This is a genomic window from Burkholderia sp. AU31652 (assembly GCF_002223155.1).
In the GTDB taxonomy this organism is placed as follows: Bacteria; Pseudomonadota; Gammaproteobacteria; order Burkholderiales; family Burkholderiaceae; genus Burkholderia.
Map to the genome: position 1 here is coordinate 273,351 of NZ_NKFG01000004.1, position 16,235 is coordinate 289,585.

Annotated in this window: 18 protein-coding genes; 6 read left to right on the plus strand and 12 right to left on the minus strand. The window is 64.9% G+C overall.

From position 1 onward, the window contains the following. Positions 1 to 268 precede the first annotated feature (268 nt). Positions 269 to 1,453 (plus strand): acetylornithine transaminase, encoded by a 1,185-nt coding sequence (locus CFB40_RS13645; protein ID WP_069248649.1) that lies wholly within the window; start codon positions 269 to 271, stop codon positions 1,451 to 1,453. Positions 1,454 to 1,466: 13 nt separating this feature from the next. Continuing rightward, on the plus strand, positions 1,467 to 1,922 hold the full coding sequence (locus CFB40_RS13650; RefSeq protein ID WP_089431598.1) for a GNAT family acetyltransferase: 456 nt from the start codon (positions 1,467 to 1,469) through the stop codon (positions 1,920 to 1,922). A 24-nt stretch (positions 1,923 to 1,946) separates the two neighbouring features. On the opposite strand, the gene CFB40_RS13655 is transcribed toward CFB40_RS13650, so the two are convergent. The 9 genes from CFB40_RS13655 to CFB40_RS39070 all read right to left on the minus strand — a co-directional run bounded on the left by CFB40_RS13655 (position 1,947) and on the right by CFB40_RS39070 (position 9,281). Then, positions 1,947 to 2,618 carry a DUF2278 family protein gene (locus CFB40_RS13655; protein ID WP_089431599.1) on the minus strand — a complete coding sequence of 224 codons (672 nt, stop codon included), beginning with the start codon at positions 2,616 to 2,618 and terminating at the stop codon, positions 1,947 to 1,949. A 274-nt stretch (positions 2,619 to 2,892) separates the two neighbouring features. After that, positions 2,893 to 3,609, minus strand: coding sequence for an ABC transporter ATP-binding protein (locus tag CFB40_RS13660; protein WP_089426143.1), 717 nt, complete (start codon positions 3,607 to 3,609; stop codon positions 2,893 to 2,895). Then, positions 3,609 to 4,385 (minus strand): ABC transporter ATP-binding protein, encoded by a 777-nt coding sequence (locus CFB40_RS13665; protein ID WP_069248652.1) that lies wholly within the window; start codon positions 4,383 to 4,385, stop codon positions 3,609 to 3,611. Before CFB40_RS13665 ends, CFB40_RS13660 begins: the two co-directional genes overlap by 1 nt. Positions 4,386 to 4,408: 23 nt before the next feature. Continuing rightward, positions 4,409 to 5,578, minus strand: a complete 1,170-nt coding sequence (locus CFB40_RS13670) for an ABC transporter permease subunit (protein WP_046544596.1) — start codon at positions 5,576 to 5,578, stop codon at positions 4,409 to 4,411. 18 nt (positions 5,579 to 5,596) lie between these two features. Beyond that, a complete protein-coding gene (locus tag CFB40_RS13675; RefSeq protein WP_006488946.1) occupies positions 5,597 to 6,547 on the minus strand; it encodes a branched-chain amino acid ABC transporter permease in 951 nt (316 codons plus the stop codon). Positions 6,548 to 6,758: 211 nt separating this feature from the next. Next, positions 6,759 to 7,502, minus strand: a complete 744-nt coding sequence (locus CFB40_RS13680) for an amino acid-binding protein (protein WP_174975958.1) — start codon at positions 7,500 to 7,502, stop codon at positions 6,759 to 6,761. A 203-nt stretch (positions 7,503 to 7,705) separates the two neighbouring features. Beyond that, positions 7,706 to 8,686 carry a 4-hydroxy-3-methylbut-2-enyl diphosphate reductase gene (gene ispH / locus CFB40_RS13685; RefSeq protein WP_011352949.1) on the minus strand — a complete coding sequence of 327 codons (981 nt, stop codon included), beginning with the start codon at positions 8,684 to 8,686 and terminating at the stop codon, positions 7,706 to 7,708. Between the two features lie 2 nt (positions 8,687 to 8,688). Beyond that, entirely contained in the window at positions 8,689 to 9,144 is a 456-nt protein-coding gene (locus CFB40_RS13690) for an FKBP-type peptidyl-prolyl cis-trans isomerase (protein ID WP_046544593.1), read from the minus strand. Between the two features lie 11 nt (positions 9,145 to 9,155). Beyond that, a complete protein-coding gene (locus tag CFB40_RS39070) occupies positions 9,156 to 9,281 on the minus strand; it encodes a hypothetical protein (protein WP_256093565.1) in 126 nt (41 codons plus the stop codon). On the opposite strand from CFB40_RS39070, the gene radC reads away from it, so the two are divergent. From radC to nadB, 4 genes are all read left to right on the plus strand, one after another. Beyond that, positions 9,280 to 10,053: a RadC family protein gene (radC, locus tag CFB40_RS13695; protein ID WP_089431600.1), complete on the plus strand. Its 774-nt coding sequence runs from the start codon at positions 9,280 to 9,282 to the stop codon at positions 10,051 to 10,053. The two genes, CFB40_RS39070 and radC, sit on opposite strands and share 2 nt — an antisense overlap. A 237-nt stretch (positions 10,054 to 10,290) precedes the next feature. Further along, complete coding sequence (gene rpmB, locus CFB40_RS13700) at positions 10,291 to 10,524, plus strand: 50S ribosomal protein L28 (protein WP_004186391.1); 234 nt, start codon at positions 10,291 to 10,293, stop codon at positions 10,522 to 10,524. A 17-nt stretch (positions 10,525 to 10,541) separates the two neighbouring features. Next, a complete protein-coding gene (rpmG, locus tag CFB40_RS13705; protein ID WP_006478046.1) occupies positions 10,542 to 10,709 on the plus strand; it encodes a 50S ribosomal protein L33 in 168 nt (55 codons plus the stop codon). A 160-nt stretch (positions 10,710 to 10,869) separates the two neighbouring features. Then, entirely contained in the window at positions 10,870 to 12,456 is a 1,587-nt protein-coding gene (nadB, locus tag CFB40_RS13710; protein ID WP_046544591.1) for an L-aspartate oxidase, read from the plus strand. A gap of 91 nt (positions 12,457 to 12,547) precedes the next feature. Here the strand turns inward: nadB and nadC are convergent, their stop codons facing one another. From nadC to CFB40_RS13725, 3 genes are all read right to left on the minus strand, one after another. Beyond that, positions 12,548 to 13,513 carry a carboxylating nicotinate-nucleotide diphosphorylase gene (gene nadC / locus CFB40_RS13715; RefSeq protein ID WP_254600335.1) on the minus strand — a complete coding sequence of 322 codons (966 nt, stop codon included), beginning with the start codon at positions 13,511 to 13,513 and terminating at the stop codon, positions 12,548 to 12,550. Beyond that, positions 13,513 to 14,649: a quinolinate synthase NadA gene (nadA, locus tag CFB40_RS13720; protein ID WP_089431880.1), complete on the minus strand. Its 1,137-nt coding sequence runs from the start codon at positions 14,647 to 14,649 to the stop codon at positions 13,513 to 13,515. The genes nadC and nadA overlap by 1 nt, the downstream gene beginning before the upstream one ends. Positions 14,650 to 14,904: 255 nt before the next feature. Further along, a complete protein-coding gene (locus CFB40_RS13725; protein ID WP_089426146.1) occupies positions 14,905 to 16,098 on the minus strand; it encodes a DesA family fatty acid desaturase in 1,194 nt (397 codons plus the stop codon). Between the last annotated feature and the right edge of the window lie 137 nt (positions 16,099 to 16,235).

Consider the following 16,235-nt stretch of genomic DNA (forward strand, 5'->3'; position numbering starts at 1 on the left):
CTACGCGCCGCGATGTCACATCCGTGGCATCGCGGCGGTTTACAGTGACGCGCGGGATGCCTTATGCTTGCGCACATGAACTGCTTCCTGTCCGCCCTTCGACGTCGCCGCTCGCCGCTCCGCCCGGATGCCGCAGGCTCGTCACGGACTCGCGCGTAACCCCCACAGCTTCACCGGTTACGCACAAGCTGTTCGACCCACCAGCCACGGCCTTCCGTGGCTTTTTTATTGCCCGTTTCCCTTTCAACGTCCGCTGGAGTCTGCTGCCATGCCCCTGAACGATTATCCGATCGACTCGCTGATGTACATCACGAACCGCCCCGACATCGTGTTTACGCACGGCAAGGGTTCGTGGCTCTACGATCACACGGGCAAGCGCTATCTGGACTTCATCCAGGGCTGGGCCGTCAACAGCCTCGGCCATTGCAACGAAGGCATCGTCGACGCGCTGAAGACGCAGGCGGAAAAGCTGCTGAACCCGTCGCCCGCGTTCTACAACGAACCGATGGCAAAGCTCGCGGGCCTGCTCACGCAGCACAGCGTGTTCGACAAGGTGTTCTTCACGAACAGCGGCGCGGAAGCGAACGAAGGCGCGATCAAGCTCGCGCGCAAGTGGGGCCGCAAGTTCAAGAACGGCGCGTACGAGATCATCACGTTCGACCACAGCTTCCACGGCCGCACGCTCGCGACGATGTCGGCCAGCGGCAAGCCGGGCTGGGACACGATCTACGCCCCGCAGGTGCCGGGCTTCCCGAAGGCCGAGCTGAACGACATCAACTCGGTCGAGAAGCTGATCACCGACAAGACCGTCGCCGTGATGCTCGAGCCGATCCAGGGTGAAGGCGGCGTGATTCCGGCCACGCGTGAATTCATGCAGGCGCTGCGCGCGCTGACGAAGCAGCACGACCTGCTGCTGATCGTCGACGAAGTGCAAAGCGGCTGCGGCCGCGCGGGCACGCTGTTCGCGTACGAGTTGTCCGGCATCGAGCCGGACGTCATGACGCTCGCGAAAGGCATCGGCGGCGGCGCCCCGCTCGGCGCGCTGCTGTCGAAGGCCGAGTTCGCGGTGTTCGAGGCCGGCGACCAGGGCGGCACGTACAACGGCAACCCGCTGATGACGGCGGTCGGCTATTCGGTGATCTCGCAGCTCGTCGCACCGGGCTTCCTCGAAGGCGTGCGTGCGCGCAGCGAATACCTGAAGCGCAAGCTGCTCGAGCTGTCGGAAGAGCGCGGCTTCGAAGGCGAACGCGGCGAAGGCCTGCTGCGCGCGCTGCTGCTCGGCAAGGACATCGGCCCGCAGATCGTCGAGAAGGCGCGCGACATGCAGCCCGACGGCCTGCTGCTGAACGCCGCGCGGCCGAACCTGCTGCGCTTCATGCCCGCACTGAACGTGACGACCGAGGAAATCGACCAGATGATGGCGATGCTGCGGTCGGTGCTCGACACGCTCTAAGGAGAGCCCGCCGATGGATGCCGCCGCCGATGCCGTTGTGATCCGCCCGTTCGAACGCGCCGACACCGATGCCGTGCTCGCGGTATGGCGCGACGCGTTCCCGCAGTACGAAGACGCGGATGCGCCGCCGCACCGCGATCCGCTGCGATCGATCGAGCTGAAGCTCGCGACGCAGCCGGAACTGTTCTTCGTCGCGACCAGCCGCGCGCGCGTGGTCGGCACGCTGATGGCGGGTTTCGACGGGCATCGCGGCTGGCTCTACTCGTTCGGCATATCGAACGACGCACGCCGGCTCGGCATCGGCCGCGCGCTGATCGCGCATGCGGAACGCGCGCTCGCCGCGCGCGGCTGCCTGAAGATCAACCTGCAGGTGCTGCCCGGCAACGACGATGCGTGCCGCTTCTACGCGGCGCTCGGCTATCGCGTCGAGGAACGCATCTCGTTCGGCAAGACGCTGCCGGCCGCGTGACGCAAAGGCCGGCAGCCCGCCACTTCAGCGCGTGATCGGCCCCGCGCCCGGCAGCGGATTGCCGAGCGCGTCGGTCGGCACGGCCTGCTGCTCGAACGCGGCGAAATACGCGGCCCACTGCGTATCGCTCACGCGCACGATCAGCGCGCCGTCCTGCCAGATGTCGTTGTGATCGTTGTGGTCGTCGCCCGCGCGGTGCAGGTAGTTCGAGCCGGTCGAACCCTGGTTCATGTGCGTGTCGTGGATGCCGTTGCCTTCCGCATACGAGCGGCCGAACACGACGACGTCGAGCCCCTGCGACTGCGCGGCGTTTACGAGCCGCAGCAGCGACGGGATCGGCTCCTGATTCTCGGTACCGTCCATCACGGCGCTCGGGCGCCACGCGCCCGTTTCGTTCAGGATGTCGCTGCGCAGGTAGTCGAGCGCGGGCAATGCCACCTGCCCCGTCAGGTCCGTGTAGCCCTCGGCCGCGGCCGCGAGCGTCTGCGTGATCGGGTGGTGGAAATCGTAGACGAGCTTGTAGTTCAGCAGGTCGTCCGCGTCGTTGGTGCCCACGTTGATCGCGACGTCCCAGTCGCCGCCGGGCAACGCCAGCGTCAGGTGGATGTGGTACTGGATCTCGCTGCCGTGCGGCGAGCCCTTCAGCTTCGCCACCGATGTCACCTTCGCCTTCACGAAACCGTAGTCCAGACTCATGCGTGCTCTCCGTGTCCCGATGGGCCGCCGATGCTACATGGCCCGTGTGTCGGTTTGCAGGCGACCGGCAACGAGCGGCCGCCCCCATCGTTCCCGCGCCGCGTGCGCGGCGCGACAGTCGAATGGAGTCGCGCCCGCATGCACAAGTTCGGCCGGAATCGCATCACACGAAAAAAAAGGCTGTCACGGCATCCCGTGACAGCCTTTCGAAAGCCCGTGTGCGACGCGGCCGGCATCTGCCGCCGCGCGCCACCGGGCCCGCTCATTCACTCACTCATTCACCCAGGTACGCGGCACGCACCTTCGGATCGTCGAGCATCTGCTTCGCATCGCCTTCCATCGTGACCGTGCCCGAGTCCATCACGTAGCCACGGTCGGCCGCCTGCAGCGCGAGGCGCGCGTTCTGCTCGACGAGCAGCACCGTGATGCCCTCCTTCGAGATTTCACGCACCACTTCGAAGATCTTCTCGACCATGATCGGCGACAGGCCCATCGACGGCTCGTCGAGCAGCAGCAGCTTCGGCTTCGAGAGGATCGCGCGCGACATCGCCAGCATCTGCTGCTCGCCGCCCGAAAGCGTGCCCGCGAGCTGCGTCGCACGCTCCTTCAGGCGCGGGAAGAAGCCGAACATGCGGTCGACGTCCTTCTTGATCTGCTCGCCGTCGTTGCGCAGGTACGCGCCCATCTGCATGTTCTCGACGATCGACATCCGCGCGAAGATCCCGCGGCCTTCCGGCACCATCGCGAGGCCGCGCTTGAGCAACTCGTGCGTCGGGATGCCCTTGATCGACTTGCCCTCGTACTCGATGTCGCCGGCCGAATACGCCTTCAGACCCGTGATCGCCTTCATCGTCGTGGTCTTGCCCGCGCCGTTCGCGCCGATCAGCGTCACGAGCTCGCCCTGACGGACTTCCATGTCAACGCCCTTGACGGCCTGGATGCCGCCGTAGTTGACCTGCAAGCCCTTGATTTTCAACATTGCCGCTGCCATCAGTGCACCCCTGCGCCGAGATATGCCTCAATCACCTTCGGATTCTTCTGCACGTCCTGCGGCAGACCCTCGGCGATCACCTTGCCGTAATCGAGCACCGTCATCCGGTTGCACAGCCCCATCACGAGCTTCACGTCGTGCTCGATCAGGAGAATCGTGCGGCCGTCCGAGCGGATCTTGTCGAGCAGGCGCGTGAGTTCGACCTTCTCGGTCGCGTTCATCCCGGCCGCCGGCTCGTCGAGCGCGAGCAGCTTCGGGTCGGTGGCCAGCGCGCGCGCGATCTCGAGGCGGCGCTGGTGGCCGTACGACAGGTTGCGCGACGTGTAGTCCGCGTACTGCAGCACGCCGACGTATTCGAGCAGCTCGATCGCGCGCTCCTTGATCTCGCGCTCTTCCTGGCGTTCGGCCGGCGTCTGGAACACCGCGCCGAGCAGCCCGTGCTTGGTGCGCACGTGGCGGCCCACCATCACGTTCTCGAGCGCCGTCATCCCGCCGAACAGGCGGATGTTCTGGAACGTGCGCGCGATGCCCGTCTTCGCGACCTGATGCACCGCGGTCGGCTTGTATTCCGTGCCGTCGAGCTTGAACTCGCCGGAGTCCGGCGTGTAGAGGCCCGTGATCACGTTGAAGAACGTCGTCTTGCCGGCGCCGTTCGGGCCGATCAGGCCGTAGATCTCGCCTTCCCTGATCTGCAGACCGACATCGGACAGCGCCTGCAGGCCGCCGAAGCGCTTGTTCACGCCCTGCACGGACAGTCGGATTTGTTTGTCGCTCATGTGTGTATCCCCTTGTCCGTCGATTAAGCGCGCACCGGCTTCTTGCTGGCGCGCTTCGCCAGTTTCGCGATCTTGTCCTCATGCTTCGGCGCGGGCCACAGGCCTTCCGAGCGATACAGCATGATGACGACCATCGCGAGGCCGTACAGCGCCTGACGGATCACTTCCGTATCGACGATGTCATGACCGAACAGCGCGTGCTGCAGCGGGCTCATCGTCGAGCGCAGGAATTCCGGGAAGATCGCGAGCAGTACCGCGCCCAGGATCACGCCCGGGATGTGGCCCATGCCGCCGAGCACCACGCAGGCCAGCACGACGATCGATTCCCAGAACGTGAACGATTCCGGCGACACGAAGCCCTGGAACGACCCGAACATCGCACCCGACAGGCCGCCGAACGACGCACCCATCGCGAATGCGAGCAGCTTCACGTTGCGGGTGTTGATGCCCATCGCCTTCGCCGCGATCTCGTCTTCGCGGATCGCCGCCCATGCGCGACCGATACGCGAGTGCTGCAGGCGCGTACACACCCAGATCACCAGCAGCGAGCACAGCACGAACAGGTAGTAGTACATGTAGACCGACGGCAGCTGGATCCCGAACAGCGAGTGCGTCTGCGCGAGGCTGAAGTCGCCGATGTGCACCGGATCGATGCCCGTGATCCCCTTCGGCCCGTTGGTGATGTTCACCGGACGGTCGAGGTTGTTCATGAAGATCCGGACGATTTCACCGAAGCCGAGCGTCACGATCGCCAGGTAGTCGCCGCGCAGGCGCAGCGTCGGCGCGCCGAGCAGGATCCCGAAGGTCGCCGCCAGCGCCATCGCGATCGGTACGATGATCAGGAACGGGATGTGCAGCCCGTTCGGCGCGAGCGCCGCGATCCACTCGAATTGCGAGGTCAGGTGCGGCGAGCTCAACAATGCCGCCGTGTACGCACCCACCGCGTAGAACGCGATGTAACCCAGGTCGAGCAGGCCGGCGAAGCCGACCACCACGTTCAGGCCCAGCGCGAGCATCACGTACAGCATCGCGAAGTCGAGCACGCGGACCCAGTAGTTGCCGCCGGCCGAGCCGATGATGATCGGCGCCGCGATCACGAAGACCGCGGTCAGGAGGCCGATGATGACCGTCTTGGTGGTGTTGCGCTCTTCGACGAGCGACGTCGAGGATTCGATCGGTTGAATGGATGTCATGTTGTTTGCTCCCTTCCGTTACGCGCGATCCGCGACACGTTCGCCCAGCAGGCCGGACGGACGGAACACCAGCACGATGATCAGCACGATGAAGGCGAACACGTCCTGGTAGTTACTGCCGAATACGCCGCCCGTGAGGTTGCCGATGTAGCCGGCCCCGAGCTGCTCGATCAGGCCGAGCAGCACGCCGCCGACCATCGCGCCGCCGAGGTTGCCGATCCCGCCCAGCACCGCGGCCGTGAATGCCTTCATGCCGGGGATGAAGCCCATGTAGAAGTGCACGTTGCCGTATTCGGATGCGATCATTACGCCGGCCAGCGCGGCGAGCGCGGAGCCGATCATGAACGTCGCCGAGATCACGAAGTTCGGGTTCACGCCCATCAGGCTCGCGGTGTTCGGGCTTTCGGCGATCGCGCGCATCGCGCGGCCGAGCTTGGTCTTGTGCACGAGCAGCAGCAGGCCGCCCATCACGATGAACGCCACCGCGATGATCACGATTTCAGTCACCGAGATCACGGCGCCGGGCGTCGTGTCGGTGGCCTTGATCACGTTGATCGGATCGGTCGGCAGCAATTGCGGGAACGGCAGCGGGTTGCGCGACCAGATGATCATCGCAGCGGTCTGCAGCAGGATCGACACGCCGATCGCGGTGATCAGCGGGGCGAGGCGCGGAGCGCGACGCAGCGGCCGGTAGGCGACCCGTTCGATCGTGAAGCCGACGAATGCACAGACGACTGCGGCGATGCCCAGGCCGATCGTCAGCGTTGCGACGTTGCCGAGTCCGGGGAAATGGTTCTGCAGCACGGTGATGGCCGACAGGGCGACCATCGCGCCGATCATCAGCACGTCGCCATGCGCGAAGTTGATGATGCCGAGAATGCCGTACACCATCGTGTAACCCAACGCGATGATGGCGTAGACACTGCCGAGCACCAGCCCGTTGAGAACCTGCTGGACGAAAATATCCATTTAAAGCTCCTTGGCCCGTGCTGCCGGAGGACGTTGCGCCCCGCGGGTAAGCGAGGAATCGCGCCTTCTCGGCGACACTGCGGGTACTAGTCGATACCGGTAAGGGTGGATCGTCCCGGCGCGCGCCGCCCGGCCTGTACGGCCGGACCTGCCGCCGGAGCGGATACAAAAACGGCACCGCACTGTTCCGGTGCCGTCATGAGTCCCGTCGCTAAATCGTCACGACATCGAGGACGGTGTTCGTGGCCTCCTTGAAGTCGTAGGGCAGCATGCCGAGACGGCCATCGTCCGGTTGCCCGGCATCCGTGCCTTGTCCCGTCCGGTGCGAGGCAAGCCCCGCACCCGGGCGGATTGGATTCCGTGCCCCGGTGCCTCGCGAGGCACCGCGAACGCCGCGCCCGACATTCGTCAGGACTGCGTCGGAATCCATCGTACGAACCAGACCGCGCGCCGCGACCTCATTGCTCGCGGCAACGCGCTGTTTCGTCGAATCGAAATGAAAGGGGACCGGCGACATCGGCACGCTGCCCGCATCGCCGGGCACCCGGGCCGGCCTGCGTCGATCGGCGCGCACGGTCGCTGTCACGCCACGACCGGCGGCCTGCTGTGCTGCAACCTGCGTGCCCGCTGCCTGGCCGTTCGCCAGGCCAAGCGCGTTGATTTCCTCGATCGCCAAACGTGCCCCGTTTTCCTTGTCCTTGCCCAATTGCGCGGTGCGGCACGCGAACGGTGCCGCACGACCGGTTCCGGCGACGCGCACGCCGCTGGCCGGCGGTGCCGCGAACGCCGCAGCCTCCCTCCCCGCCTCGTCGTCGCTCTTTTTGCTGCAGCCGGCAAGCATTGCAACCGGTGCGGCGACGGACATGGCGTAAGCCAACTTCACATGCATCGAGTGGTCTCCCGCGCCTTGCCAAAATCCGATTTCAAAGCCATTCAGGCCTGAAAACGGGCGCATTGTAACTCCATTTATAGGACGCCAATAATCCTGATTCGATGGGGTTTTCCTGCATTGCAACCAATTTTGAGAGACGCTTGGAAGCGCGCAGAGCAACCCGGTTGCACCATTGATCCGAATAATGGTTGCGATTGCGATTTCGACGGGCAAAAAAAAGCGCGCCGTCAGGCGCGCTTCGGTGTTCCGCGGGTGCGATGCGGCAATCAGGCGGCGGGCGGCAGGTTCAACCCGCGCGGCAGCGGAAACGACACGTTTTCCTCGATGCCGTCGAGCGCGCGCACATTGCGCACACCGAGTTCGCGCAGCCGTGCGATCACGGCCTGGGCGAGCACTTCGGGGGCCGACGCGCCGGCCGTCACGCCGATGCGACGCTTGCCTGCGACCCATGCCGGATCGATCTGGTCGGGTGCATCGACCATGTACGCGTCCACGCCGCGCTTCTCGGCCACTTCACGCAGGCGGCTCGAATTCGAGCTGTTCGGGCTGCCGACGACGATCACGACATCGCACTGCGGCGCCATGAACTTCACGGCGTCCTGGCGGTTCTGCGTCGCGTAGCAGATGTCCTGCTTCTTCGGCTCGCGGATCTTCGGATACTTGGCCTTCAACGCGCCGATGATCTCGGCTGCATCGTCGACGGACAGCGTCGTCTGCGTGACGAGCGCGATGCGTTCGGGATCGGCGAGCTCGAGCTTCTGCACGTCCTCGACGCTCTCGACGAGATGCATGCCGCGCTCGACCTGCCCCATCGTGCCTTCGACTTCCGGATGGCCCTTGTGCCCGATCATGACGATGTCGACGCCGTCCTGGCGCATCTTCGCCACTTCGACGTGCACCTTCGTGACGAGCGGGCAGGTTGCGTCGTAAATGCGCAACCCGCGCACGTCGGCCTCGTCGCGCACGGCCTTCGACACGCCGTGCGCGCTGAAGATCACGGTATTGCCGGCCGGCACTTCCTCGAGTTCCTCGACGAAGATCGCGCCTTTCTTCTTCAGATCCTCGACCACGTACTTGTTGTGGACGATCTCGTGACGGACGTAGATCGGCGCACCGTGCATCGCGATGGCGCGCTCGACGATCTCGATCGCGCGATCGACGCCCGCGCAGAAACCGCGCGGCTGGGCCAGCAGGATTTCGGCATCGGCGGCGACGGTCTGCCCGGACAGCGTATCGGTGGTGCTCATGATTACAGGATTCCGATGATTTTCACTTCGAACGTGAGCGCTTGGCCCGCGAGCGGATGATTGAAGTCGAACAGTGCCGAGGTTTCGCTGACTTCCTTCAGCACCCCCGCGTATCGGCCGCCGTCCGGCGCGTTGAACTCGATCAGCTCGCCCGGCGTGAAATCGTCGCCGACCATCCCGTTCTCGCGCAGCGTCGACAGCGTCACGCGCTGGAGCATGTCGGGATTCCGGGGACCGAACCCCTGTTCGGGGGCTAGCTGAAAAGTCGAATGGTCGCCGACCCTGAGGCCGATCAGAATCTGTTCCAGCGACGGCGCCAGTTGCCCCGCGCCGAGCAGCAGCGTGGCCGGCTTGTCGGTGAAGGTGTTGACGATATCGGCGCCGTCGGCGAGTGCCAGCCGGTAATGCAACGTGACGTGGGAACCGGGCTTCACTTCGGATAGATCGATGAGGCTCATGAATTACTCGTTCAGTCGGCGCCCGATACGGCCGAAAGGCCCGGCGCAAAACCAATATTGTAAGTCACCTGAGCGCGCAAGGCGGAAAGTGCGACGACGTCGCGCACACTGCCCGCCGCCAATGGAGTTTCAAGCATGCTGTCACCCTGCCCAGCCTTGCCGCCAGTCGAATGCCGCGACAGCACCGATCTGCCGGCCGATCCGCCCGGCCGCGTCATCCCGATCCACCGGCGCAAGCACCGCCTGCGCGGCTGGCGGCCCGAGCGGCCACGCGAGCGACTGCTGGAGCGCGGGCCGGCGGCGCTGACCGACGACGAACTGGTCGCCCTGCTGCTCGGCACGGGCAAGCCCGGGCACGACGTGTTCACCACCGCCCGCGCCCTGGTCAAGCAGTTCAAGTCGTTGCACGGGTTGCTCGAGGCGACCACCGACGATTTCGAGGCACACCCCGGCATCGGCCCCGCGCGCGCCGCGCGGCTGGTCGCCGTCATCGAGATCGCGCGTCGCATGCTGAAGGAGAAAGCGCACGAGAAGCAGCCGATCGATTCGCCCGGCGCGGTCGAGGACTATCTGCGGCTGAAGATCGGCGCGCGTCCGTACGAAGTGTTCGCCGCGGTCTACCTCGACGCGCGCCACAGCCTGATCGACATGGAGGAAATCACGCGCGGCTCGCTGACGCGCATGGCCGTCTACCCGCGCGAGATCGTGCGCCGCGCGATCGCATACAACGCCGCGGCACTGATCGTTGCCCATAACCATCCGTCGGGCGCGGTGCAGCCGAGCGCGGAAGATCGCCGCCTGACCCGCGTGCTGCACGACGCGCTCGCGCTCGTCGATGTCAGGCTGCTCGATCACGTCGTGATCGGCACCAGTGATACTTTTTCGTTCGCACGGGCCGGTTGGATGTAGACTGTGCGGTTGCGGCCCGCCCAACGGCGCCGCAACGGTGATGCGAAATTAGGTTTGATTTTTCTGAACTTTTTCTGCTAGAATCGCCGTCTGTCTTTTTTCCAACCAGTTCTAGCCATCGAAGGGCCTTGTCTGTAAGGGCTTCGGCGTTCTGAGTGCAGCCATGGATCACGTGGCGGTACGATGGAACCTTCATCGGCGATCGAACCCCGAATTTAGCGTATTAGGAGTGCTCTCATGGCACGCGTATGCCAAGTAACTGGGAAAGCGCCGATGAGCGGCAACAACGTTTCCCACGCCAACAACAAGACGAAGCGCCGCTTCCTGCCGAACCTGCAAAACCGCCGGTTCTGGGTAGAGAGCGAAAACCGCTGGGTGCGCCTGCGCGTCTCGAACGCCGGCCTGCGCCTGATCGACAAGAACGGCATCGATTCCGTGCTCGCTGACCTGCGCGCACGCGGCGAAGCCTAAGCCCAAGGAGCACAATCATGGCAAAAGGCGCACGCGACAAGATCAAGCTCGAGTCGACCGCTGGTACGGGTCACTTCTACACGACCACGAAGAACAAGCGCAACATGCCGGAAAAGATGGCGATCAAGAAGTTCGATCCCGTCGTCCGCAAGCATGTGGAATACAAAGAAACCAAGATCAAGTAATCTCCGGTTTCTGCTAGCCTGACGGCGACCGAAAAGCCCCGCACATGCGGGGCTTTTTGTTTTGCGCGCACGCTCCGGCGCGACGCGGTATGCTCTCCCCTTTCCGCGGCCACGGCTGCCGGAACGCACAAGATCAAAAGCGTAACGATGGAGATGCAGCATGAAATTCGACGTGGCGATCGTCGGCAGCGGCCTGGCAGGGCTGTCGGTCGCACTCAACCTGGCCAGCACGCGACGTGTCGCGCTGATTGCGAAACGGTCGATGATGGAGGGCGCGAGCGATAACGCGCAAGGCGGCATCGCGGCAGTCCTCGATTCGGCGGACAGCATCGAGAACCACGTCGACGACACGCTGGTCGCCGGTGGCGGCTTGTGCGACGAAGGCGCGACGCGCTATATCGTCGAGCACGGCCGCGAAGCGATCGAATGGCTGATCTCGCAGGGCGTGCCGTTCACGAAGGACGACGCGGCCGAGCTCGGCTTCCACCTCACGCGTGAAGGCGGCCACAGCCACCGCCGGATCATCCACGCGGCCGACGCGACCGGCCATGCGGTGCTCGCCACGCTGTCGGCCCGTGCACGCCAGCATCCGAACATCACGTTCTTCGAAAACCACCACGCGATCGACCTGATCACGTCGGACCGGCTCGGCCTGCCCGGCCGCCGCTGTCACGGCCTGTACGCGCTCGACGTCGACAACGACCGCACGATCACGATCGAGGCGCCGCATACGGTGCTCGCAACGGGCGGCGCCGGCAAGGTCTACCTGTACACGACGAACCCCGACACCGCGACCGGCGACGGCATCGCGATGGCGTGGCGCGCAGGTTGCCGCGTGTCGAACATGGAATTCATCCAGTTCCACCCGACCTGCCTGTTCCATCCGTATGCGAAGTCGTTCCTGATTTCCGAAGCCGTGCGCGGCGAAGGCGGCCTGCTGAAGCTGCCCGACGGCACGCGCTTCATGCCCGCGCACGATCCGCGCGCCGAACTCGCGCCGCGCGACATCGTCGCGCGCGCGATCGACTTCGAGATCAAGAAGCGCGGGATCGACTGCGTGTATCTCGACATCAGCCACCAGCCGGAAGCGTTCCTGCGCGAACACTTCCCGACGATCCACGCGCGCTGCCTCGAATTCGGCATCGACATCGCGAAAGAGCCGATTCCCGTCGTGCCGGCCGCACACTACACGTGCGGCGGCGTCGTCACCGACCTCGCCGGGCGCACCGATCTCGCGGGCCTGTATGCGGTCGGCGAAACGTCGTACACGGGGCTCCACGGCGCGAACCGGCTCGCGAGCAACTCGCTGCTCGAATGCCTCGTGATCGGCCGCGCGGCGGCCGAGGCGATCGAAGCGGCCGGCTTCGATGCCGAAACGCCGGCCACGCTGCCCGCGTGGGACGAAAGCCGCGTGTCGGATGCGGACGAGGAAGTCGTCGTCGCGCACAACTGGGACGAGCTGCGCCGCCTGATGTGGAACTACGTCGGCATCGTGCGTACCGACAAGCGCCTCGAACGCGCGAAGCACCGGCTGTCGCTGCTGCGCGACGAGATCCAGGAGTACTACGCGAACTTCCGCGTGACGCGCGACCTGCTCGAACTGCGCAACCTCGTCGACGTGGCGACGCTGATCGTGAAGAGCGCGCACTCGCGCCGCGAAAGCCGCGGGCTCCACTACAGCCGCGACTGGCCGAACTCGCTGCCGAAGGCGCTGCCGAGCGTGCTCACGCCGCGCGCGCGTCGCTGAGCGGCGCGCCCTTCCCGGCTGCGGCCGCACAGGAAAAAAGCCGTTGGCGTTTGCGCGCCAACGGCTTTTTTGTCTGATCGAAGGCGTTCGGTCAGTCGACGATCCGCATCGAATAGTCGGTCGCGCGCACGTCCTTCGTCAGCGCGCCGATCGAGATGCGATCGACCCCCGTTTCCGCGAACGCACGCACCGTATCGAAATTGACGCCGCCCGACACTTCGAGCACGGCCTTGCCGTTCGCCACGCGCACCGCTTCACGCATCATGTCGAGCGTGAAGTTGTCGAGCAGCACTGACTGCGCGCGATGTGCGAGCGCCGTATCGAGTTGTGCAAGCGTCTCGACTTCGACCTGCACGGGCACACCCGACTCCAGCGCAAATGCCGCGTCGAGCGCCTCGCCGACACCGCCTGCCGCCGCGATGTGGTTTTCCTTGATCAGGATGCCGTCGTACAGCGCGAGACGCTGGTTCTCGCCGCCGCCGACGCGCACCGCATACTTTTGCGCGAGCCGCAGGCCCGGCAGCGTCTTGCGCGTATCGAGGATCTTCGCGCGCGTGCCTTCGACGCGATCGACGTAACGACGCGTCGCGGTCGCGACGCCCGACAGCAGTTGCAGGAAGTTCAGCCCGTTGCGCTCGGCCGTCAGCAGCGCGCGCGCCGGCCCTTCGAGTTCGCAGACGGTCGAATCGGGCGACATACGATCGCCTTCGCGATAACGCCACTGCACGACGATCGCCGGGTCGATCCGGGCAATCACGGCCTCGAACCACGGCACGCCGCACAGCACGGCTTCCTCGCGCACGATGATGCGAGCACGGCGACGTTCGCCGGCCGGTACGAGCCGCCCGGTCTGGTCGCCGGTGCCGACGTCTTCCGCGATCGCATCGGCCACATTGCGCGCGATCGCATCGTCGAATGCCGCGCCGTACTGCTCGCGGACGATGTTGAAGAGCGGGGATACTGCGGAACTCGCGCCGCCTTCCGCCGGGCCGCCCCCAAGGAAGGTGGCCGCCCCCTCGGGGGGCAGTGAACGAATGTGAGCGTGGGGGCTATTCATTACGCAGCCCCCACGTTCGCGAACAGTTGCTGGTCACGCTGCAGATCGCCGCTCGCCTGCACGCGCTTCTTGTGCGCGGCTGCGAAATCGAGCATCCGGTCGATCGGCAGGCGTGCGCGCTCGCCGATCGCGGGATCGACGAAGATCTCGTTGTGACCGCGTTCGAGCACGTCGGCCAGGTTCGCGAGGCCGTTCATCGCCATCCACGGGCAGTGCGCGCAGCTCTTGCAGGTGGCGCTGTTGCCGGCGGTCGGCGCGGCGATGAAGGTCTTGCCGGGTGCCGCAAGCTGCATCTTGTGCAGGATGCCGAGATCGGTCGCGACGATGAAATGCGTCGCGTCGAGCTTGACCGCTGCGTCGATCAGCTGTGTGGTCGAGCCGACCACATCGGCCTGCGCGACGACGTTTTCCGGCGATTCCGGGTGGACGAGCACCTTCGCGTCCGGATACTCGGCGCGCAGCAGGTCGAGTTCGATGCCCTTGAATTCGTCGTGAACGAGGCACGAGCCTTGCCACAGCAGCATGTCCGCGCCGGTTTTCTTCTGGATGTAGCTGCCGAGATGGCGATCCGGCGCCCAGATGATCTTCTCGCCGCGCGCGTGCAGGTCGGCCACGATCTCGAGGCCGATCGACGACGTGACCATCCAGTCCGCGCGCGCCTTCACGGCGGCGCTGGTATTCGCGTAGACGACGACGGTACGGTCGGGATGCGCATCGCAGAACGCCGAGAATTCGTCGACGGGGCAGCCGAGGTCGAGCGAGCAGGTCGCGTCGAGATCGGGCATCAGGATGCGTTTGTTCGGGCTCAGGATCTTCGCGGTTTCGCCCATGAAGCGCACGCCGGCGACGACCAGCGTCTGCGCGTCGTGGTCACGGCCGAAGCGGGCCATTTCGAGCGAATCGGCGACACAGCCGCCGGTTTCGTCGGCGAGCTCCTGCAACTCGGCGTCGACGTAGTAGTGCGCGACCAGCACGGCCTTTTCACGCACGAGCAATGCCCTGATGCGCGCTTTCAGCGCGGCCCGCTCTTCGGCGGACGGTGCATCGGGCACCTTGGCCCATGCCTGCCCCACACCGCACACGGTCCCTGCTGCAACGGGCCGGTCGTACTCGACGGGTTTGATCGTCGATTGCATCTCCATATCTCCTGTCGACCAGCGTTAGCGCTTTAGCGCTTACGCTGGTCCCATGCTTCGCGGTCGACCGGAGTTAGCGCTTTAGCGCCCACTCCGATCCCATCCCCTGCGTTCGCCCCGGAGCAACACTTCCACGTTGCCCCAAGCCTCATACCAATCCGGCCCTGCCGACCACCATTCAAAAACCGGCGGACCAAATAAAAAACCCCGCCAACGCGGGGTTTTTGACGTCCTTAGATTCTAATCGATTTCGAATCAGGCGTAGCGGCGCAGGCGCGTCGCAAATTCCTGCAGCGCCTTGATGCCGCTTTGTTCTGCGCGATGGCACCAATCCTGCAATTGCGCGAGAAGCTGTTCGCGCGATGCGGTCGAACGATCCCAGATCGCGGCGAGATCCTGGCGCAGCTGGAAGTAGGTTTGCAGCTTCTGGCTGTTCGCGAAGATTTCCGGCAGCAGCTTCTTCTGCGGCTCGTCGAGGCCGTCGGCGTCCTTGTGGAACCACTTGCGCGCGCCGCGCATCATCTGGTACTTCTCGCCGCCGATTTCCTTCAGGTGCGCGAGCTCCTGGCGGTACGCACGCTTCACGGCCTTGCCGTAGCGCGCCATCACTTCGTAGCGGTTCGACAGCACGGCCTGCAGCGTTTCCTGGTCGAGCACCGTCTTCGGCTTGTTCAGGCGCGGCGTCGGCGCGACCTTCTTCACCTTCGCGAGACCGAACGCCGACATGATGCGGATGTACATCCAGCCGATGTCGAACTCGTACCACTTGTTCGACAGCTTCGCCGACGTCGCGAACGTGTGGTGGTTGTTGTGCAGTTCTTCGCCGCCGATCACGATGCCCCACGGGAACAGGTTCGTGCTCGCGTCGGCCGAGTTGAAGTTGCGATAGCCCCAGAAGTGACCGAAGCCGTTGACGACGCCAGCCGCCCAGAACGGAATCCAGACCATCTGCACGGCCCACACGGTCAGGCCGATCACGCCGAACAGCGCGACGTCGATCACCATCATCAGGCTGATGCCGAGAATCGGGTACTTCGAATAGACATTGCGCTCGACCCAGTCGCTCGGCGTGCCGTGGCCGAACTTGCGCATCGTCTCTTCGTTCTTCGCTTCCGCGCGATACAGCTCGGCGCCTTCGAGGAACACCTTCCAGATGCCGCGCGTCTGCGGGCTGTGCGGATCTTCCTCGGTCTCGCACTTCGCGTGGTGCTTGCGGTGAATCGCGGCCCACTGGCCGGTCAGCATGCCGGTCGTCATCCACAGCCAGAGGCGGAAGAAGTGGCTCGCGATCGGATGCAGCTCAAGCGCGCGGTGCGCCTGGCAGCGGTGCAGGTAGACCGTCACGCCGATGATCGTGACGTGCGTGACGGCGAGCGCGAACAACGCGACCTGCCACCACGAAAAATGCAGGAGCCCGTGGGAAAGAAAATCGAGCAGGGAATTCAACAAGGCAGTTACCTGTGATGAGAGCGACGCCGGCACGCGCCGAGCGTCAGAAAAATGAAAGCATACCGCGTGTAGACCAGAATTTTACTTCAACCGTTCCAAGTCTTTGTAAAAAATGAACATTTTCTTGCCCTGACGCA

Excerpts from the sequence above, each read along its gene's own strand:
- CFB40_RS13645 (WP_069248649.1), top strand. The coding sequence starts at position 269 with ATGCCCCTGAACGATTATCCGATCGACTCGCTGATGTACATCACGAAC.
- CFB40_RS13650 (WP_089431598.1), top strand. The coding sequence starts at position 1,467 with ATGGATGCCGCCGCCGATGCCGTTGTGATCCGCCCGTTCGAACGCGCC.
- CFB40_RS13655 (WP_089431599.1), bottom strand. The coding sequence starts at position 2,618 with ATGAGTCTGGACTACGGTTTCGTGAAGGCGAAGGTGACATCGGTGGCG.
- CFB40_RS13660 (WP_089426143.1), bottom strand. The coding sequence starts at position 3,609 with ATGGCAGCGGCAATGTTGAAAATCAAGGGCTTGCAGGTCAACTACGGC.
- CFB40_RS13665 (WP_069248652.1), bottom strand. The coding sequence starts at position 4,385 with ATGAGCGACAAACAAATCCGACTGTCCGTGCAGGGCGTGAACAAGCGC.
- CFB40_RS13670 (WP_046544596.1), bottom strand. The coding sequence starts at position 5,578 with ATGACATCCATTCAACCGATCGAATCCTCGACGTCGCTCGTCGAAGAG.
- CFB40_RS13675 (WP_006488946.1), bottom strand. The coding sequence starts at position 6,547 with ATGGATATTTTCGTCCAGCAGGTTCTCAACGGGCTGGTGCTCGGCAGT.
- CFB40_RS13680 (WP_174975958.1), bottom strand. The coding sequence starts at position 7,502 with ATGCGCCCGTTTTCAGGCCTGAATGGCTTTGAAATCGGATTTTGGCAA.
- ispH (WP_011352949.1), bottom strand. The coding sequence starts at position 8,686 with ATGAGCACCACCGATACGCTGTCCGGGCAGACCGTCGCCGCCGATGCC.
- CFB40_RS13690 (WP_046544593.1), bottom strand. The coding sequence starts at position 9,144 with ATGAGCCTCATCGATCTATCCGAAGTGAAGCCCGGTTCCCACGTCACG.
- radC (WP_089431600.1), top strand. The coding sequence starts at position 9,280 with ATGCTGTCACCCTGCCCAGCCTTGCCGCCAGTCGAATGCCGCGACAGC.
- CFB40_RS39070 (WP_256093565.1), bottom strand. The coding sequence starts at position 9,281 with ATGCTTGAAACTCCATTGGCGGCGGGCAGTGTGCGCGACGTCGTCGCA.
- rpmB (WP_004186391.1), top strand. The coding sequence starts at position 10,291 with ATGGCACGCGTATGCCAAGTAACTGGGAAAGCGCCGATGAGCGGCAAC.
- rpmG (WP_006478046.1), top strand. The coding sequence starts at position 10,542 with ATGGCAAAAGGCGCACGCGACAAGATCAAGCTCGAGTCGACCGCTGGT.
- nadB (WP_046544591.1), top strand. The coding sequence starts at position 10,870 with ATGAAATTCGACGTGGCGATCGTCGGCAGCGGCCTGGCAGGGCTGTCG.
- nadC (WP_254600335.1), bottom strand. The coding sequence starts at position 13,513 with ATGAATAGCCCCCACGCTCACATTCGTTCACTGCCCCCCGAGGGGGCG.
- nadA (WP_089431880.1), bottom strand. The coding sequence starts at position 14,649 with ATGCAATCGACGATCAAACCCGTCGAGTACGACCGGCCCGTTGCAGCA.